At 73.9% G+C, this 20,123-nt stretch carries 6 protein-coding genes and 1 pseudogene (1 of these 7 only partly in view); all 7 read left to right on the top strand.

Features of this window, described 5'->3' with window-relative positions:
• Positions 1–12 precede the first annotated feature (12 nt).
• Positions 13–261 carry an acyl carrier protein gene (locus tag BTH_RS08555; RefSeq protein ID WP_009897631.1) on the top strand — a complete coding sequence of 83 codons (249 nt, stop codon included), beginning with the start codon at positions 13–15 and terminating at the stop codon, positions 259–261.
• Complete coding sequence (locus tag BTH_RS08550) at positions 254–1,507, top strand: beta-ketoacyl synthase N-terminal-like domain-containing protein (protein ID WP_009897630.1); 1,254 nt, start codon at positions 254–256, stop codon at positions 1,505–1,507. The genes BTH_RS08555 and BTH_RS08550 overlap by 8 nt, the downstream gene beginning before the upstream one ends.
• On the top strand, positions 1,491–2,747 hold the full coding sequence (locus tag BTH_RS08545) for a hydroxymethylglutaryl-CoA synthase family protein (RefSeq protein ID WP_011401355.1): 1,257 nt from the start codon (positions 1,491–1,493) through the stop codon (positions 2,745–2,747). The genes BTH_RS08550 and BTH_RS08545 overlap by 17 nt, the downstream gene beginning before the upstream one ends.
• Complete coding sequence (locus tag BTH_RS08540; protein WP_009897627.1) at positions 2,744–3,544, top strand: enoyl-CoA hydratase/isomerase; 801 nt, start codon at positions 2,744–2,746, stop codon at positions 3,542–3,544. Before BTH_RS08545 ends, BTH_RS08540 begins: the two co-directional genes overlap by 4 nt.
• Positions 3,541–4,287, top strand: a complete 747-nt coding sequence (locus BTH_RS08535; protein WP_009897626.1) for a polyketide synthase — start codon at positions 3,541–3,543, stop codon at positions 4,285–4,287. Before BTH_RS08540 ends, BTH_RS08535 begins: the two co-directional genes overlap by 4 nt.
• An 11-nt stretch (positions 4,288–4,298) precedes the next feature.
• Entirely contained in the window at positions 4,299–10,004 is a 5,706-nt protein-coding gene (locus BTH_RS35605; protein WP_009897624.1) for a beta-ketoacyl synthase N-terminal-like domain-containing protein, read from the top strand.
• Positions 9,955–20,123 (top strand): annotated as a pseudogene (locus BTH_RS08525) (SDR family NAD(P)-dependent oxidoreductase); its annotated part runs 6,181 nt beyond the window's last position; the annotation flags it as partial. The gene BTH_RS35605 and the pseudogene BTH_RS08525, both read left to right, overlap by 50 nt.

Below are 20,123 nucleotides of genomic sequence, written 5' to 3'. Positions count from 1 at the left end.
AGGAACCCAGCCATGAACCAAGAAGCCGTCTTTCAACTGCTCGTCTCCCACGCGCGCGAGGTCGTGCCGCATCTCGCGCAGCATCCGTTCCAGCCTTCCGAGAGCTTCAAGACGCTCGGCGCGAATTCGATGGACCGCGCGGACATCCTGATGATGACGATGGAGGCGCTGTCGATCCGCTGCTCGCTCACCGAGCTCGCCGGGCCGGCCAACATCGGCGAGCTCGCCGCGCTGCTCGCGCAAAAGGCGCGCCATGGCTAGAGCGGTCGTCACGGGGCTCGGCGTCGTGAGCCCGATCGGCATCGGGGTGCCGGCGTTCGAGGCCGCGCTGTTCGCGGGCGGCGCGGCGTTCGGCGTGATGCGCCGCGAAGGCCGCCAGCACGCGGCGTCGGCATTCCTCGGCGCGGAGCTGCCGGCGTTCGAGCTGCCGGCCTCGGCGTTCGCGGGCGCGCAGCGGCTTTCGCTGCCCGCGCGGGCCGCGCTCGCCGCGCTCGGCGAGGCGTGGGCCGATGCGGCGCTTCGCGAGCTCGATCCCGCGCGCGTCGGTCTCGTCATCGGCGGCTCCAACCTGCAGCAGCGCGAGCTCGCGCGCGTGCACGAGGCGTTCCGCGAGCGGCCGCTCTACGTGCGGCCGAATCACGCGGTGTCGTACATGGACACCGACCTCGCGGGCGCGTGCGCGCAAGCGTTCGGCGTGCGCGGCGCGGCCTGCACGGTGGGCGGCGCGTCCGCGAGCGGGCTGCTCGCCGTCGTCGAGGCCGCGCGGCTCGTGCAGGCGGGCGAGCTCGACGCGTGCGTCGCCGTCGGCGGTCTCGCGGATCTGTCGCATCTCGAATGCCAGGCGTTTCGCTCGCTCGGCGCGATGGGCTCCGAGCGCTTCGCCGACGATCCCGGCGCGGCGTGCCGCCCGTTCGATCGCGCGCGCGACGGGTTCATCTACGGCGAAGCGTGCGCGGCGCTCGTCGTCGAGTCGCCCGAGTCGGCGGGCCGCCGCGGCGCGCGGGCGCGCGCGGCGCTCGCCGGCTGGAGCGTCGTGAGCGGCGCGAATCGCGGCCCGAACGCGACGCTCGACGCGGAAGCCGACGCGATCGGCCGCGCGCTCGCGCACGCGGGCTGGCGCGCGGCCGACGTCGACTACGTGAACCCGCACGGCAGCGGCTCCGTGAGCGGCGACGAAATCGAGCTCGCCGCGCTCGCGGCCGCCGGGCTCGGCCATGCGTGGCTGAACGCGACGAAGTCGCTGACGGGGCACGCGCTGAGCGCGGCGGGCGCGGTCGAGACGCTGGCGACGGTGCTGCAGATGCAGGCGTCGCGGCTGCACCCGACGCGCAATCTCGACGATCCGATCGCGCCCGCGCGATGGGTGCGCGGCGCGCCGCAGCCGGCGCGCGTCGGCCGCGCGCTGAAGCTTTCCTACGGCTTCGGCGGCATCAACGCCGCCTTGTGCCTCGAACACGTTTCCCAACGAATTCCACGCGAGGAGGTATCCCATGCCGGTCGGTATTGAGGCCATGAACGTCTACGGCGGATCGGCCGCGCTCGACGTGAGCGAGCTCGCGCGCCACCGCAAGCTCGACATGTCGCGTTTCGCGAATCTGCTGATGCGCGAGAAGGCGGTGGCGCTGCCGTTCGAGGACCCGATCACGTTCGGCGTCAACGCGGCGAAGCCGATCGTCGACGCGCTGTCGGACGCCGAGCGCGAGCGCATCGAGATGCTGATCACGTGCACCGAATCGGGCATCGATTTCGGCAAGTCGATCAGCACCTACCTGCATCACCATCTCGGCCTGAACCGCAACTGCCGGCTGTTCGAGGTCAAGCAGGCGTGCTATTCGGGCACGGCCGGCTTCCAGACGGCCGTGAACTTCATCCTGTCGCAGACCTCGCCGGGCGCGAAGGCGCTCGTCGTCGCCACCGACATCTCGCGCTTCATGGTCGTCGAAGGCGGCGACGCGATCTCCGAGGACTGGTCGTTCGCCGAGCCGAGCGCGGGCGCGGGCGCCGTCGCGATGCTCGTGAGCGACGCGCCCGCCGTGTTCCAGCTCGACGTCGGCGCGCACGGCTATTACGGCTACGAGGTGATGGACACGTGCCGGCCGGTGCCGGACAGCGAGGCGGGCGATTCGGACCTGTCGCTGATGTCGTATCTCGAATGCTGCGAGCGCGCGTGGGGCGAGTATGCGAGCCGCGTCACGGGCGCCGACTATCGGAACACGTTCCAGTACCTCGCGTTCCATACGCCGTTCGGCGGAATGGTCAAGGGCGCGCATCGCAGCATGATGCGCAAGGTCGTGCGCGCGCGCGCCGACGAGGCCGAAGCCGATTTCGTCGCGCGCGTCGAGCCGGGGCTCGCGTATTGCCAGCGCGTCGCGAACGTGATGGGCGCGACCGTGTTTCTGTCGCTCGCGAGCACGATCGACCACGGCGATTTTTCGACGCCCAGGCGCATCGGGCTCTTCTCGTACGGCTCCGGCTGCTGCTCGGAGTTCTTCAGCGGCGTGGTCACGCAGGAAGGGCAGCGCCGGCTCGCCGCGATGCGCATCGGGCAGCAGCTCGACGCGCGCTACCGCCTCTCGCTCGCCGAGTACGACGCGCTGCTGCTCGGCAGCGGGGCGGTCCGGTTCGGCACGCGCAACGTCGAGCTCGGCGCGTCGCTGCTGCCCGGCCCGCGCGCGATGCTCGCCGGCAAGAACCGTCTCGTGCTCGCGCGCATCCGCGAATTCCACCGCGAGTACGTCTGGTCATGAGCGGCTATTCGACGATCGAAGTTGAGATCGACGCGAACGTCGGCTATCTGACGCTGCATCGGCCGGGCGCGGGCAACGCGATCGACGCGACGCTCGTCGCCGAATGCGCGCACGCGCTCGAGCGGCTCGCACGCGACGCGAGCGTCGTCGTGCTGCGCGGCGACGCCCAGACGTTCTGCAACGGCGCGGACTTCGGCGCGCTCGCCGCCGCCGCGGCCGACGAGCCCGCGGCGGGGCCCGCCGAATTCGATCCCGCGCCGCTCTACGCGCTGTGGACGCAACTGCTGCGCGGCCCGTTCGTGTCGATCGCGTACGTCGAGGGGCGCGCGAACGCGGGCGGGCTCGGGTTCGTGAGCGCGTGCGACATCGCGCTCGCGGGCCCGCGCGCGCAATTCGGGCTCTCCGAGCTGCTGTTCGGGCTGCTGCCCGCGTGCGTGCTGCCGTTCCTGATCCGCAAGGTGGGCTGGCAGCGGGCCCACTACATGACGCTGATGACGCGCCCGTTCGACGCGGCGCAGGCGTGCGAGTGGGGGCTCGTCGACGCGCGCGACGAGCATCCCGAGCGCCTGCTGCGCGCGCACCTCGCGCGGCTGCGCCGGCTGCCGCGCGCGGGCGTCGAGCGCTACAAGCGCTACGCGTCGCAGCTCGACGGCCTCGTCGAGCGCGCGCGCGACGCGGCGCTCGCGCTGAACCGCGAGGCGTTCGCCGACGCGCGCAATCTGGCCGCGATCCGCTCGTTCGTCGAGCACGGGCGCATGCCGTGGGAATCGACCCCGCCGCACGGAGGACACGCATGAATCACGCAGTCACGGTCAGCGAGCCGCAGGACGGCACGCTGCTCTTCACGATGCACGACCGCGAATCGAAGAACACGTTTTCCGAGGCGCTCGTCGGCGGGCTCATCGATGCGTTCGCGCGCGCGGCCGCTTCGCCCGCGTGCCGGTGCGTCGTGATGACGGGCTACGACAGCTACTTCGCGTGCGGCGGCACGCAGCAAGGGCTGCTCGCGATCCAGCGCGGCGAGCTCGCGTTCACCGACGTCAACATGTACAGCCTCGCGCTCGACTGCCCGGTGCCCGTGATCGCGGCGATGCAGGGGCACGGCATCGGCGGCGGCTTCGTGATGGGCATGTATTGCGACTTCGTGATCCTGAGCCGCGAGAGCGTCTACACGACCAACTTCATGAAGTACGGCTTCACGCCGGGCATGGGCGCGACGGCCGTCGTGCCGCACAAGCTCGGCTTCGCGCTCGCGCACGAGATGCTGCTCGGCGCGCAGACCTATCGCGGCGCGGATCTCGAGCGGCGCGGCGTGCCGTTTGCCGTGCTGCCGCGGCACGAGGTGCTGCCGCACGCGCTGTCGCTTGCCGCGCAGGTCGCGCAGAAGCCGCGCGGCGCGCTCGTCACGCTCAAGTCGCACATGGTGCGCGGGCTGCGCGAGCAACTGCCGTCGATCGTCGCGGACGAAGTGGCGATGCACGACGCGACATTCCACAACGACGATGTGAAGGCCCGCATCGAATCGAGGTTCGGCCAGTGAGGGAGCACGCCATGCGATCCAGCAAGGAGATCTTCGAGGCGCTGCGCGACGGGCGGCTGTCGCGCGAAGAGGCGCATGCGGCGCTGCGCAGCGCGCGGGCGGCGGCGGATGCGGCGGGTGCGAACGGCGCGGCCGATGCGGCCGATGCGGGCGATGCGGCAAGCGGGGCGAGCGCGGCGAACGGCGAGCGTGCCGCGCATGCGGCGAAGACGGCCGAATCGGCGGCCGCGGCCGACGCCATGCCGATCGCGATCATCGGCCGCTCGGGGCGCTATCCGGACGCGCCGGATCTCGCCGCGTACTGGCGCAATCTGGCGGCGGGGCGCGACTCGGTGCGCCCGATCGCGCCGTCGCGCTGGGACACGGACGCATGGTTCGACGCGCGGCGCGGCGAGCCGGGCAGGATCTATTGCCGCGCGCTCGGCGCGCTGGACGACATCGATTGCTTCGATCCGCTGTTTTTCCACATCTCGCCCGCCGAGGCGCAGTACATCGATCCGCAGCACCGCATCGTGCTCGAGGAGGCGTACCGCGCGTTCGAGGATGCCGGCTACACGCCGCAGCGGCTCGGCGGCCGCGCGTGCGGCGTCTATCTCGGCATCATGAGCAACGAATACGCGATGATGCTCGCGCGCGAGCGCGCGCCGATCGTGAACGCGACCGGCAACGCGTTCTCGATCGCGGCCGCGCGCATCGCGTACTGGCTCGACCTCAAGGGGCCCGCGCTCGCGCTCGACACCGCGTGCTCGTCGTCGCTCGTCGCCGTCCATCTCGCGTGCCAGGCGCTGCGCGCGGGCGAGGTGGAGATGGCGCTCGCATGCGGCGTGTCGCTGTATCTGACGGCCGAGTCGTACGTCGCGATGTGCGGCGCGAACATGCTGTCGGCGCGCGGCGCGTGCCGCGCGTTCGACAACGACGCCGACGGCTTCGTGCCGGGCGAGGGCGCGGGCGCGGTGCTGCTCAAGCGGCTCGACGCGGCCGAGCGCGACGGCGACCGGATTCTCGCGACGATCGCGGCGAGCGGCATCAACCAGGACGGCAAGACGAACGGCATCACCGCGCCGAGCGCGGCGAGCCAGAGCGCGCTCGTGCGCGACGTGTACGCGCGTTTCGGGATCGACGCGACGAGCGTCGACTACTGCGAGATGCACGGCACGGGCACGAAGCTCGGCGATCCGATCGAGCTGCGCGCGCTCGCCGACGTCTATCGCGAAGCGGGCGCGGCCGCCGGCGCGTGCGCGATCGGCTCGGTGAAGACGAACATCGGTCACACGTCGGCGGCGGCGGGCGTCGCGAGCCTGCACAAGGTCATGCTCGCGCTCGAGCACGGCGCGCTCGCGCCGAGCCTGCATTTCGACGCGCCGAACGAGCATTTCGATTTCGCCGCCTCGCCGTTTCGCGTCGTCACGCACGCGCAGCCGTGGCCGCGGCGCGCGGATCGCCCGCGCCGCGCCGCGATCAGCTCGTTCGGGCTGAGCGGGACGAACGCGCACGTGATCGTCGACGAATATCGCGGCCGGGCGCGCGGCGCCGCCTCGCATGCGTCGGGCGCGGCGCACGCGTCGGGCGTACCGGATGCGTCAAACGTCTCCGGCGTGCGGGACGCGCTGCCGGCGTCGAACGCCGCGAACGCACCGCGCCGACCGGAAGTCCCGGAAGCCCCGGAAACCCCGAGCGCGCGGCACCCGGCGACGGACGCGCTCGTCGTCCTGTCCGCGCGCGACGCCGAGCGCCTGCGCGACTATGCGCGGCGTCTGCTGCGCCACGTGAGCGACACGTCGCCGGTATCGTTGCCGGACCTCGCGTACACGCTGCAGACGGGGCGCGCGGCGATGCCGCATCGGCTCGCGATCGCCGCGGATGCCGTCGATACGCTGCGCGACGCGTTGAGCGCGTTCGTCGACGGCCGGCCGCATCCGGCGCTCGTCGCAGGCGCGGCGCAGGGCGGCGCCGGTACGGGGGCGGCGCGCGAAGCGCTCACGCATGCGCACGCCTGGGACGCGCTCGCGCGCGCATGGGTGGCGGGCGCGGAGATCGACTGGCCCGCCGCGCATGGCGCGGCGCTCGCCGAGCGCGTGCGCGTGAACGCGCCGACGTATCCGTTCGCGCGCGAGCGCTATTGGCTGCCGCGGCCGCCCGCGGACGAGGCTGGCGCGCGCCGGCGCGTCGCGCTCGTGAGGGACTGGACGTCCGCGCCGCTCGGCGCGCCGGCCGTGTCCGGCGCGCGGCCTGTGGCGACGCGCATCCTGATGGTCGGCCGCTGCGCGGCGAACCGCGCGCTCGCCGACGCGCTCGCGCCGATGCTGCCGGATGCGGCGCTGATCGACGTGTGCGACGACGCCTCGTTCGACCGCCTGCCCGCGGCGGCGGGCGTCGTCGACCTGACAGGCTGCGCGCGCGAGCCGATCGACGAGATGCGGTGGCTCGCGCTCGTGCAGCGGGTGGTCGCGAGCCGGCCGCGCGCGCTGTACGCCGTCACGGCAGGGCTCGAGACGCCCGCGCGCGGCGCGGCCGGCCTCGCGGGCGCCTGGCAGGCGGGGCTGTATCTCGCGCTGGCCGCCGAATATCCGAGCGTCGCGTCGCGCGTCGTCGATTTGCCCGAAGGCGGCGAGCCGTCGGCGCTCGCGGCGCTCGTGGCGGCCGAATACGACGGCGCGTCGGCCGATGTGCATTGCCGCTATCGCGACGGCGTGCGCGAGCGCGCGATCGTGCGTCCGCTCGACATCGATGCCGACGTCGACGCGCCCGGGCGCGCGCCGCGCGCGAGCGTGCTCGGCCCCGACGATTGCGTATGGATCACGGGCGGCACGCGCGGACTCGGCCTGACGTGCGCGCGGCACCTCGTGTCGCGCCACGGGGTGCGCCGGCTGCTGCTGACGGGCAGGACCGCGCTGCCGCCGCGTTCGGAATGGGACGCGCTCGGCGCGCGCGACGCGGATTTCGCGCGGCGGGCGGCCGGGCTGCGCGCGCTCGAGGCGATGGGCGCGCGGATCGAATATTCGGCCGTCGCGCTCGATGACGCGCGCGCCGTCGCGGCCGAGCTCGCGCGCGTGCGTCCGACGCTCGGCGCGGTGACGGCGCTCGTTCATTGCGCGGGCGCGGTCGACTGGTCCGAGCCGGCGTTTTTCGCGAAGTCGCGCGAATCGATGCGCGCGGTGCTGCAGCCGAAAACGGCCGGGCTCGCGACCGTCGTCGACGCGCTCGCGGGCGCGCCCGTCAAGCGGATCGTGCTGTTTTCGTCGGTTGCGGCGGCGATCCCCGCGCTCGGCGCGGGCCAGGCCGACTACGCGACGGCGAACGCGTGGCTTGACTACTTCGCGCGCGCCTATGCGCGCGCGCTGCCCGTCGTCAGCGTGCAATGGCCGAACTGGCGGGGCGCGGGAATGGGCGAGGTGCGCAGCCGCGCGTATGCGCAAAGCGGGCTGTCGGCGCTCGACGACGCGCAAGGGCTTGCGCTGTTCGACTGGGCGCTCGAGCGGATGCCCGCGCCGGTGGTGTTGCCCGCCTTCGTGCGCGACGGCGAACGCCCGTGGCTGGACTGGCTGGGAGCGCGGACGGCGCACCGAGCGGCATTTGACGCCGAGTCCGACGCAGGCCCGGCCGCGGCGCGGGCCTCGGTGGTCGCGGCGGAGGGGGAAGCCGGCCGCGACCGCCTGTCCGGCGGCGCAAGCGGCATCGCGAGCGGGGCGGCGTCCGTCGACGGCGGTGGCGATGGCCACCGCATTGGCGAGGCCGCCCGCGACGGCGACGGCGAAGGCGAGGGCAATGGCGAGGGCAATGGCGAGGGCGAAGGCGAGGGCGCTTTCGTCGCCGCCGTGCGCGCATGGCTCGCGTCGACGTTCGCGCGGGAGCTGGCGCTGCCGAGCGGGACGCTCGATCCGGCGAAGCCGTTTCGCGAGTACGGCGTCGATTCGATCATGCTGACGCAACTGCTGCGTCCGCTGAACCGGCTAGCCGATGCGCCGCTCGATCCGTCGTTGCTGTTCGAGTACGGCGACGTCGCGCAACTGGCCGATTGGCTCGTCGCGCATCGCGCGGAGCTGATGCGGCAAGCGCTCGCGGCCGAAGGCGCGCGCGCGCCGGCCGACGCGCGGCCGGCTGGGATCGCCGCGCCGGACCCGCGGGCGCTTTCGCCGGCCGCCGCGACGCACGCCGACGCGGCGCGGGTGGAGACGACTTGCGCGATGCGCGGGACGGCCGCGACATCGGCGGCAATCGAGACGCCCGCGCCGCCTGCGAGTCCGGCAGCGCCGACAGTCCCGGCAACATCGGCAACAGCGGCAACATCGGCAACAGCGGCGACAGCGGCAACAGCGGCGACACCCGCCGCCCCGCCATCCCCGATGCGGGATTCGCAGGCGCGCCCGTGCGACATCGCGGTCGTCGGGCTGGCCTGCCGCTTTCCCGGCGCGCCGTCGGTCGACGCGTACTGGGCGCTGCTGCGCGACGGCGCGCGCGGCATCGGCCCCGCGCCGCGCGAGCGCTTCGCGCAAGCCGATCGCTTTTGCGGCGGCTTTCTCGACGCCGTCGGCCGGTTCGACCCCGACCATTTCGGCATCGCGCCCGGCGACGCGCGCGCGATGGACCCGCAGGCGCTCTTGCTGCTCGAGCTCGGCGTCGAGCTGTTTCATCACGCGGGCTACCGTCCGGAAGAGCTCAGGGGCGGGGCCGTCGGCGTGTTTCTCGGCGGCCGCAGCCAGCACGCGCCCGACGCCGCGCTGCTTGCGCACGCGCATCACCCGATCGTCGCGGTCGGACAAAACTATCTGGCCGCGAACCTGTCGCGGCACTTCGACCTGAACGGCGCGTGCGCGCTCGTCGACACCGCGTGCTCGTCGGCGCTCGTCGCGATGCACTCGGCCGTGCTCGCGCTCGCGGCGGGCGAGATCGACGCGGCCGTCGTGGGCGGCGTGAGCCTGCTGTCGTCGGACGCCGGCCATCGCCTTTTCGAGCAGCGCGGCCTGCTCGCGCCGGACGGCGCGTTCCATCTGTTCGACGAGCGCGCGAACGGCACGGTGCTGAGCGAGGGCGCGGGCCTCGTGATGCTCAAGCCGCTTGCCGCCGCGCGCGCGCACGGCGACACGATCTACGCGGTGCTCAAGGGGCTCGCGGTCAACAACGACGGCCGCACGGCCGGCCCGTCGAGCCCGAATTTCGCCGCCCAGCAGGCGGTGATGCGCCGCGCGCTCGCGCAAAGCGGGCTGCGCGCCGACGACGTGCGGCACGTCGAGGCGAACGGCTCGGGCTCGCGCGTGACCGATCTGCTCGAGCTCAAGAGCATCCGCGCCGTGTACGGCGGCCAGTCGCGGGACGCCGCCTGGTGCGCGCTCGGCTCCGTGAAGCCGAGCATCGGCCACACGCTGTGCGCGCAGGGCATCGCGGCGTTCATCAAGAGCGTGCTGATGCTGCATCACCGCAGCGTGCCGCCGTTCCTGTCGGGGCAGCAGCCGATGCAGCACAGCCCGATCGAGCGCTCGCGGCTGCGCTTCGTCAGGGAAACGATCCCGTTCGACGTCGCGGCCCCCGCGGTCGCACTCAATTGCTTCGCCGACGGCGGCACGAACGTGCACGCGGTGCTGCAGGCGTGGGAGGGCCCGACGCGGCCGTCGCGCACGCCGCTCGCCGCGCCCGTGTTCGCGCGCCGGAGGCTCGACGCCCGCACGTCACATGCGAGCGCGCGGACGGCGGCGGCATGGCCGCGTTACGTCGCGCGCTGATTCGCGCATCGCGCCCGGAGAACTTATGGAAGACCAAGTCGTACTGACTTCGCAACATCCGCTGCTCGACGCCCACCGGATCGACGGCGAACCCTGGCTGCCGGGGCTCGCCTATCTCGACCTCGTCTATCAGCTCGGCGAGGCGCGCGGCATCGCGTTCGAGCGTCACGCGCTGCACGACCTCACGCTGCATGCGCCGCTTGCCGTCGCCGATGGCGAGGCGGTCGTGCTGACGCTGCGGTGGCGCGACGAACGCGCCGACGGCTGGCATCTGACGATCGAAGGCGCGCCGCTCGACGGCGGCGAGGGCGCGGCGCCGCGCCGGCTCGTCACCGTCCGGCTGCGCGAGGCCGCGCCGGCCGCCTTCGGCGCGATGCGTGACGGCGACATGGACGCGCCGGCCGTACTCGGCGCGACGCATGACGGCAACGTCGGCACAGCCGGCGACATCGTTCACGGCAACGGCGAAGCGACCGTCGTCGATCTCGCGTCGCTGTACGCACGCTGCCGCTCGCTCGGGCTCGTGCACGGCGCGGCGATGCAGGCGCGGGGCACCGCGCGGCTGACGGCCGAGCAGGTGCTCGTCGACGTGCGGCCGGCGACGGCCTCGCGACAGGCGGAAGGCGATACGGAGCGCAATACGGACGGCAATGCGGACGGCGACGCCGGTCCGTATCTGTTCGATCCCGCGTTGATCGACGGCAGCGGCATCGGCTCGGCTGCGTTCTTCGCGCATCTGTTCGACGACGCCGATGCGCCGCGCCTCTACCTGCCGCTGCATATCGGCGCATTCCGGGCGACGCGGCCGATTCGCGCGCACGTGCTCGCGCGCGTGCGCCGGGCGTCGGTGCGCCGGCGCCGCGAGCTCGTTACGGTGACGTTCGAATTCTTCGATCCCGCGACCGGCGAGCAGATCGCCGAGCTGACCGACGTGACCTGCAAGGCGGTGCGCGACGCGCGCGACGGCGCGCCGGCGCGGGCGCGCACGGATGCGGCGTCCGGCAGCGCGTGTTCCGGCGCGTGTTCCTGTGCGGCGCCCGCCGCGGCGCGAACCGTTGACGGACGAACCGACGGCGCGCGAACGGAACGCGCGCTGCCGGACGACGCATCACCGCCGCCCGGCGCGCGGGCCGAGCGATTCGTGCGCGACGCGATCGCCGCGCGGCTCGGCGTCGCGCCGGCCGCGATCGATGCGGACGCGGGCTTTTACGATCTGGGCCTCGACTCGGGCATGCTGCTCGAACTGGCGGAGACGATCGGCGCGGCGATCGGCGCGTCGTTGGCGCCGACGCTGCTGTTCGAGCACGCGAACGCGCGCGAGCTCGGCGCATGGCTCGACGCCGAGCACGGCGCCGCGTTCGCGGCGCGCGCGACGCCGCCGCATCGCGAGACCGAAGACGCGGCCCGGCATGCAGCGCCGCGAGCCGGCGCGGGCGATGCGAACGGTGCGCGCGACGGTGCGCGCGCGGGGACCGACGCGAACGACGCCGGCAACGCGAACAGCTCGAACGGCTCGAATCCCGTCGCCCGCCCGCCTGCGTCCGTGCGCTGCGGCTCGCTCGACATCGCCGTCGTCGGCATGGCCGGGCGCTACCCCGGCGCGCGCGATCTGGACGAATTGTGGGCGAACCTGCGCGACGGGCGCGACTGCGTGACCGAGGTGCCCGCCGAGCGCTGGCGCGCCGACGACGTCGCGCACGTGCGTTCGCCGTCGGGCAAGCCCGTGTCGCGATGGGGCGGCTTCATCGACGCGCCCGATTGCTTTGACGCGCGCTTTTTCCGGATCACGCCGCGCGAGGCGGAAGTGATGGACCCGCAGGAACGCGTGTTCCTGGAAACGGCGTGGGCGGCGATCGAGGACGCGGGCCACACGCCCGACACGCTCGCGCGCCGCGCGCCGGGCGGCGGCGACGCGGGCGCGCCCGTCGGCGTGTTCGTCGGCGTGATGCAGAGCGAATACGCGCTGATCCAGCGCGACGCGCTCGCGGGCGCGCCGACGCCGCTCGCCGTCAACCGCGCGCCCGTCGCGAACCGCGTGTCGTACGTCTGCGATTTCCACGGGCCGAGCGTCGCGATCGACACCGCGTGCTCGTCGTCGCTCGTCGCCGTGCACCTCGCGGCGCAGAGCCTCGCGGCCGGTGAATGCGCGGTTGCGATCGCGGGCGGCGTGAACCTGTCGCTGCATCCGGCGAAGTATGTGTCGTGCGCGCTGATGGACATGCACGCGTCGGACGGCCGCTGCCGCAGTTTCGGCGCGGGCGGCGACGGCTACGTGTCGGCCGAGGGCTGCGGCGCGCTCGTGCTCAAGCCGCTTTCGGCCGCGCTCGCGGACGGCGACGCGATCCACGGCGTGATTCGCGCGAGCGCGACGAACCACGTCGGCGCGGTCGCCGGCATCATGGCGCCGAGCCCCGCCGCGCAGGCCGCGCTGATCGGCGAGTGCCTGCGTCGCGCGAACGTCGACGCGCGCACGATCGGCTATGTCGAGGCGCACGGCACGGGCACCGCGCTCGGCGATCCGATCGAGATCGACGGGTTGACGCGCGCGTATCGCGCGCACACGCGCGACACGCAGTATTGCGCGCTCGGCTCGATCAAATCGGCGGTGGGGCACGCGGAGGCGGCGGCGGGCGTCGCCGGACTCACGAAGGTGCTGCTGCAGATGCGCCATCGGACGATCGCGCCCTCGCTGCACGCGCAGCCGCCCAATCCCCACATCGATCTCGCGGCGTCGCCGTTCTTCGTGCCGGCGCGGGCGATGCGGTGGGAGCCGCGCGCGCTTGCCGGCGGCGGCCGCGCGCCGCTGCGCGCGGCGGTGAGCTCGTTCGGCGCGTCGGGCACGAACGCGCACGTGATCGTCGACGCGTACGCGGACGCGCGCGTCGCGACGCACGACGACGCGGGGCCGTCCGTCGTCGTGCTCTCCGCGATGAGCGAGCCGGCGCTGCGGCAGTATGCGCGCGCGCTGCGCGACGCGATGCGCGCGGCGCCGGCGGCCGAGCCGCTCGTCGCGCGCATCGCCGAGCTGCTCGCCGAGCAGCTCGGCGTCACAGCCGACATGATCGATCCCGACGCGGACTGGCGCGAGTTCGGCGTCGACGCCGCGCAGCGGCGGCGCCTCGCGCGCGCGCTCGAGGCATGGCTCGACATCGACGACGCGCTGCCCGAGCGCGCGGCGCTCGATTCGGTCGCCGGGCTCGCGCGGCAGTTGCGGCGTGAGCACGCGCGCGCCGTCGATGCGGCGCTCGCCGGCGCGACGGACCTGGGCGCGGCGCGCAACGACGGCGCGGCCGCGCTGTCGCTGCGCGCGATCGCGCATACGCTGCAAGTGGGCCGCAAGGCGCTGCCCGAGCGCGCCGCGTTCGTCGCGCGCGACGTCGCGCATCTGGCGCGGCTGCTCGACACGTTCGCCGCGACGGGCGACGCGCCGCGACCGGACGGCCATCGCGGGCGAGCCCGCGCCGACGAACAGCCGGCCGAGCCGCTTTCGCCGCAACACGCGGACCCGCACCGGCTCGCCGCCGCGTGGGTCGAGGGCCGGGCGATCGACTGGGCGGCGGCGTATTCGAGCGGCGCGCCGCGCCGCGTGAGCCTGCCGACCTATCCGTTCGAGCGGCGGCGCTATTGGGTTCGCGCAGCGGATGCCCAGTCCGCCGTGCGCGCGACGGCCGACGGCGCGACTGCGCCGGACGCCGACGCGAAAGCCGATGTAAAAGCCGATGCAAGGGCTAATGCAAGGGCCGATGCGCAAGCCGGCGCGCACGTCGACGCCGGTGCGGCGGCCGCAGCCGCAGCCGCGGTCGCGGACATCCTGCAATCGGTCACCGGGCTGGGGCCGGACGAATGGCGCGACGATACGACGTTCGATGCGCTCGGTCTCGATTCGCTGATGATCGGCGAGTTCACGCGCCGCATCGAGGCGATGACGGGCGAGCGCGACACGACGCTGCTGTTCCGGTTCCGCGACTTGACCGCGCTCGCCGCGCATCTCGCGCATCGTCATCCGGCTGCGTGGCGGGCGGATGGGGCGCAGCGCGCGTCGTCCGCCGCATCGACGCCCGCGCCCGCGCCGGCGCAAGCCGGATCGCCGCCCGCGGCCCTCGCATCGCGCGCCGCGCGGCCGGCGCCGCGCGAGACGGCCGCCGCCGCGCCGCTCGACATCGCGATCATCGGCCTCGCGGGCCGCTATCCGCATGCGCCGACGCTTGACGCGTTCTGGCGCAACCTCGTCGCGGGCCGCGACTGCGTCGACGAGATCCCGCCGCAGCGCTGGCCGCTCGACGGCTTCTACGAGGCCGACCCCGCGCGCGCGGCGGCCGAGGGCAAGAGCGCGAGCAAGTGGGGCGCGTTCCTGTCCGATGTCGACCAGTTCGACCCGCTTTTCTTCGGCATCACGCCGAACGAAGCGCGGCTCACCGATCCGCACGAGCGGCTCTTTCTCGAAACCGCGTGGGCGTGCGTCGAGGACGCCGGCTACACGCGCGCGTCGCTCGCCGCGCTGCGCGACGGCCCGGGCGTCGGCGTGTTCGTCGGCGCGAGCTTCAACCAGTATCAGCTCATCGTGAGCGACGCGGCGCAGCGGCGCGGCGCGCGGCAGTTCGCGGCGCCGAGCCAGATCTTCTCGATCTCGAACCGCGTGTCGTACGTGATGAACTTCACGGGGCCGAGCCTGACCGTCGACACCGCGTGCTCGTCGTCGCTCTATGCGATCCATCTCGCATGCGAAAGCCTGCGGCGCGGCGAATCGAGCGTCGCGCTCGCGGGCGGCGTCAATCTTTCGCTGCACCCGAGCAAGTACGTGTCGCTGTCGCTCGGGCGCTTTCTCGCCGCCGACGGCCGGTGCCGCGCCTTCGACGAAGGCGGCACGGGCTACGTGCCGGGCGAGGCGGTGGGCGCGGTGCTGCTCAAGCCGCTCGCCGACGCCGAGCGCGACGGCGATGCGATCCACGGCGTGATCCGCGGCAGCGGCGTGAGCCACGGCGGCCGGACCAACGGCTTCGCGGTGCCGAGCCCCGACGCGCAGGCGCTCGCGATCCGGCGGGCGGTCGCGCAGGCGGGCGTCGCGCCGCGCAGCGTCGGCTACGTCGAGGCGCACGGCACGGGCACCGCGCTTGGCGATCCCGTCGAGATCGCGGGGCTGGAGGACGTGTTCCGCGCGGGCACCGACGACGTCGGGTTCTGCGCGATCGCGTCGGTGAAGACGATGATCGGCCACAGCGAGGCGGCGGCCGGCATCGCGCAGTTGACGAAGGTGCTGCTGCAGATGAAGCACGCGACGCTCGTGCGCAACCTGTCGCACGGCGGCGCGCCGAACCCGAACCTCGCGCTCGAACGCTCGCCGTTTCGCGTCGTGCGCGACAACGAGCCGTGGGCGGCCGGCGACGGCGGCGTGCGCCGCGCGGGCGTGAGCAGCTTCGGCGCGGGCGGCGCGAACGCGCACCTGATCGTCGACGCGTACCGCAACGCGCCCGAGCCGCGCGCGGGCGCGGACAGCGGCACGGACGACGCGCCCGCGCTGTGCGTGCTGTCGGCGAAGGACGACGCGCGCCTGCGCGAGATGGCGGCCCGGCTCGCCGCGCATCTGAGCGACGCGCGTCTCGGCGACGCGGACCTCGCCGACGTCGCGTTCACGCTTCAAGTCGGGCGCGAGCCGATGAACCGGCGCGCGGCGTTCGTCGTCAGCCGCGTGCGCGACGCGATCGATCTGCTGCACGCGATCGCGCGCGGAGACGAAGCGTCCGGCGCGCAGGCGTCCGGCGTGCTGCGCGGCGACGTGCGCGCGGCGGACGCGCAGCACGCGCCCGCCGTCGACGAGGCGACGCTCGCGCGCTGGCCGGCGGCCGACGCGGCGCGCGCGATCGCCTCCGCGTGGGTGCGGGGCGCGGCGATCGACTGGATGCGGCTGCGCCGCGCGCCGTCGGTGCGACGCATGTCGCTGCCGACCTATCCGTTCGCGCGCGAATCGTACTGGGTGCCCGGCGTCGCGCCGCAGTCGGCGCTTGCGCCGGCCGCCGGCCGCGCGAGCCGGGCCGTTGACGCGCACGGCGAGCACGGCGCGCCGCGCGCCGACGCGCCGGTTTGTCCGCCGGCCGGCCGCGCGCAGGAAACGCCGGGCACGGGCGTGCTCGTGCTCGCGCCGCAATGGCGGCCGGCCGAATGCTCGCCGAGCGCGAGCGCCGCGCCCGCGTTCGATGCGCGCGTGCTCGTGCTCTGCGAGACGCCGGCTTCGTTCGGCGCGGCGCTGGCGCCCGCGCTCGCGGACGGCGCGCGGATCGTCGCGCTGCGCTCGGACGAGCGCGATCCCGCCGCCCGCTTCGCGTCGCATGCGGCGCGCCTCTTCGCGCTCGTCAAGGACGAACTGCAGGCGCTCGCGAAGCGTCCGCTCGCGCGCGCGCTGCTGCAGGTCGTCGCGCCCGCGAGCGACGATGCGTGGGACTGCGCGGCGCTCGCCGCGCTGCTGAAGACGGCGGCGCAAGAGAATCCGCGTCTCGTCGCGCAGTGGATCGCGTTCGACGCGTGGCCCGATGCCGGCGGCGCCGCCGCGCGGCTGCGCGAGAACGCATCGGCGGCGGGCGACGTCGACATCCGCTATCTCGACGGCCGCCGCCACACGCTGCGCTGGGCGCAGACGCGGGCGGCCGACCGCGCGTTCGGCTGGCGCGCGAACGGCGTGTTCCTGATCACGGGCGGCGCGGGCGGGCTCGGCGCGCACGTGGCCGCGACGATCGCGCGCGGCGCGGTGCGCCCGACGATCGTGATCGCGGGCCGCTCGGCCGAAGGCGCGGCGCAGACCGCGCTGCTCGACGCGCTGCGCTCGGCGGGCGCGCGTGCGCAGTACCGGCAGGCCGACGTCGCGTCGCATGCCGATTGCGACGCGCTGATCGCCGGCTGCGTCGCCGAGTACGGCGCGCTGCACGGCGTCGTTCACTGCGCGGGCGTGATCCGCGACGGCTTCATCGTGCGCAAGCGCGCCGAAGACCTCGCGGCGGTATGCGCGCCGAAGGTGGCGGGCGTCGTCCATCTGGACGCGGCGACGCGGCGGCTGCCGCTCGATTTCCTGCTGTGCTTCTCGTCGGCGGCCGGCGCGCTCGGCAACGTCGGCCAAAGTGACTATGCGATGGCGAACGCGTTCATGGACGCGTTCGCCGCTCACCGCAACACGCTCGTCGCGCGCGGACAGCGGCGCGGGCGCACGTGCTCGATCGGCTGGCCGATCTGGCGCGACGGCGGCATGCGCGTCGATGACGCGACGCTCGCGGCGCTCGAAGCGCGCGCGGGGATGCTGCCGCTCGCGATCGACGAAGGAATGCGAACCATGCAAGACTGCCTTGCGCTCGATGCGCCGCACGTGATCGTCGCGGCTGGACACTTGACGACGTTGCGCCGGCTGCTGCGCGTCGATGCCGGCGCGGCCGGCGGGCATGCTGCGGATTCGGCCGATGCGGAAGCGGCCGATGCGGACGCGCGCGCGGCGAGCCCGGCCGGCGCGAATGCGGCCGTTGCCGATGCGGCAGGCGGCGATCGGGCCGGCATGAACACGGTCGGGCCGGACGCGCCCGGCGCGACGGCGCTCGCCGAAGGTCAGGCGGGCGCACGGGCGGCCGGCGAATCCGCGCCGGGCGACGACGTTGCCGGGACGCACGCCGCTTCGGGTGACGCGTCGCTTGCGGCGGCCGTCGCCGAGCGGCTCAAGCACGTGCTGAGCGAGGCGACCGGGATCGCCGTGTCGCGCCTTGACGCCGACGAGCCGTTCGACGCGTACGGCGTCGATTCGGTCGTCGTGATGACCGTCAACCGCGCGCTCGACGACGTGTTCGACGCGCTGTCGCAGACGCTGCTCTACGAATACGGCACGCTCGGCGCGCTCGCGGGCCACCTCGCGCACGCGCACGAAGCGGCGTGCCGCGACTGGTGCGGCGTCGCCGCGGCCGCGCGGCCGGGCGCGCGCGCCGCCGACGTGCGCGTGCGCGATACGCTCGCCGTCGACATGTCTCGCCCGGACGTGCGGACCCCGGACCTCCGGGTATCCGACGCGCGGGGCTTCGACGAGCGGGTATCCGACATGCGGGACTCCGACGCACAGGCCTCCAGCGCGCAGGCCTCCGACATGCTGGCCCGCGACACGCGCGACATCGACGCGCAGCGCATCGCCGACGCCGAACGGCAGCCCGCCGAGGACGGCGACGCGACGGCCGTCGGCCGCGCGGGAGCGCGCGCGCCCGGTGCGTCGTCCGATGCATTCGTCGGGGCGGCCGGCGCGGCCGCGGCCCCGGCCGGCCGCGACGAGCCGATCGCGATCATCGGCATCGCGGGCCGCTACCCGCAGGCGAGCGATCTCGACCAGTTCTGGCGCAACCTCGCGGGCGGCGTCGACAGCGTGACGACGATCCCGCCGGGCCGCTGGCCGCTCGAAGGCTTCTTCGAGCCGGACCGGGCGCGCGCGCTCGAAGCGGGCAAGAGCTACGGCAAGTGGGGCGCGTTCCTCGACGATCACGAGCGCTTCGATGCGCCGTTCTTTCAGATGTCGCCGCTCGAGGCGATCAACCTTGATCCGCAGATCCGGCTGTTCATCGAGACCTGCTGGGCGGCGCTCGAGGACGCGGGCTACACGCGCCGCCTGCTCGCGGAGCGCCACGGCAAGCGCGTCGGCGTGTTCGCGGGCATCACGAAGACGGGCTACGCGCTGCACGGCCCGCGCGTGTGGCCGCTCAGGCAGAGCTACAACCCGCAGACGTCGTTCAGCGCGCTCGTGAACCGCGTGTCGTACGTGCTCGACCTGCACGGCCCGAGCGTGCCGATCGACACGATGTGCTCGTCGTCGCTCACCGCCGTGCACGAGGCGTGCGAGCACATCCGCTCGGGCGCGTGCGCGCTCGCGCTCGCGGGCGGCGTCAACCTGTACCTGCATCCGTCGAATTTTCTCGAGCTGGCGGGCGTGCAGATGCTGTCGGCCGACGGGCGCTGCAAGAGCTTCGGGCAGGGCGCGGACGGCTTCGTGCCGGGCGAGGGCGTGGGCGCGGTGCTGCTCAAGCCGCTGTCGCGCGCGCTTGCCGACGGCGATCACGTGCACGCCGTCATTCGCGCGACGGGCATCAACCACGGCGGCAAGGTGAACGGCTTCACGGTGCCGAACCCGAACGCGCAGCGCGAGCTGATCCGCGCGACGCTCGAACGCGCGGGCGTGCGCGCGCGCCGCGTGAGCTACGTCGAGGCGCACGGCACCGGCACCGATCTCGGCGATCCGATCGAAGTCGCCGCGCTCGCGCAGGCGTTCGCCGCGAGCGGCGGCGATCGCGACACGGGCTACTGCGCGCTCGGCTCGGTGAAGTCGAACATCGGCCACCTGGAGGCCGCGGCCGGCATCGCCGGATTGACGAAGGTCGTCCTGCAGATGACGCACGGCATGCGCGCGCCGACGCTGCACGCGCGGATTCCGAACGAGAAGATTCCGTTCGCGCGCACGCCGTTCGTGCTGCAGCGCGAGCGCGACGACTGGCCGCACGCGCACGGCGACGCCGCGCAGTCGCGGATCGCGACGGTATCGTCGTTCGGCGCGGGCGGCGCGAACGCGTTCGCGGTCGTCGAGGAAGCGCCGCGCCGCGAGCGCGACGCGCGGCCCGACCGCCCCGAGGTGATCGTGCTGTCGGCGCGCGACGCCGACCGGCTCGCCGCACGCATCGCGCAGTTGCGCGGCCGTCTGCGCGAGGGCGTGCCGTACTCGCTCGCCGAGATCGCCTACACGCTGCAAGCCGGCCGTGAGGCGATGGCCGAGCGGATCGCGTTCGTCGCGGACTCGCTCGACGCGCTCGTCGACACGCTCGACACGCTCGACACGCTCGACACGGCGGGCGGCGCGCCGAATCCGGCGGCCGGCGCGGCGGCGGCGCGCGTGCATCGCGGCAGCGGCGTGACGCGCAAGACGCCGCTGTCGTTCCTGGCCGACGACGATCTCGCGGACACCGTGCGCGCGTGGCTCGCGAAGGGCAAGCTCGATCTCGTCGCGCAGGCGTGGGCGAGCGGCGTCGACATCGACTGGACGTTGCTGCACGGCGATCGCACGCCGCGCCGCGCGAGCCTGCCGGCCTATCCGTTCGCGGGCGAGCGGCACGCGTTGCCCGA

Source organism: Burkholderia thailandensis E264 (assembly GCF_000012365.1).
Lineage (GTDB): Bacteria > Pseudomonadota > Gammaproteobacteria > Burkholderiales > Burkholderiaceae > Burkholderia > Burkholderia thailandensis.
Note: the sequence above shows the minus strand (reverse complement) of the source record. Positions and strands in the feature narration are given on the sequence as shown.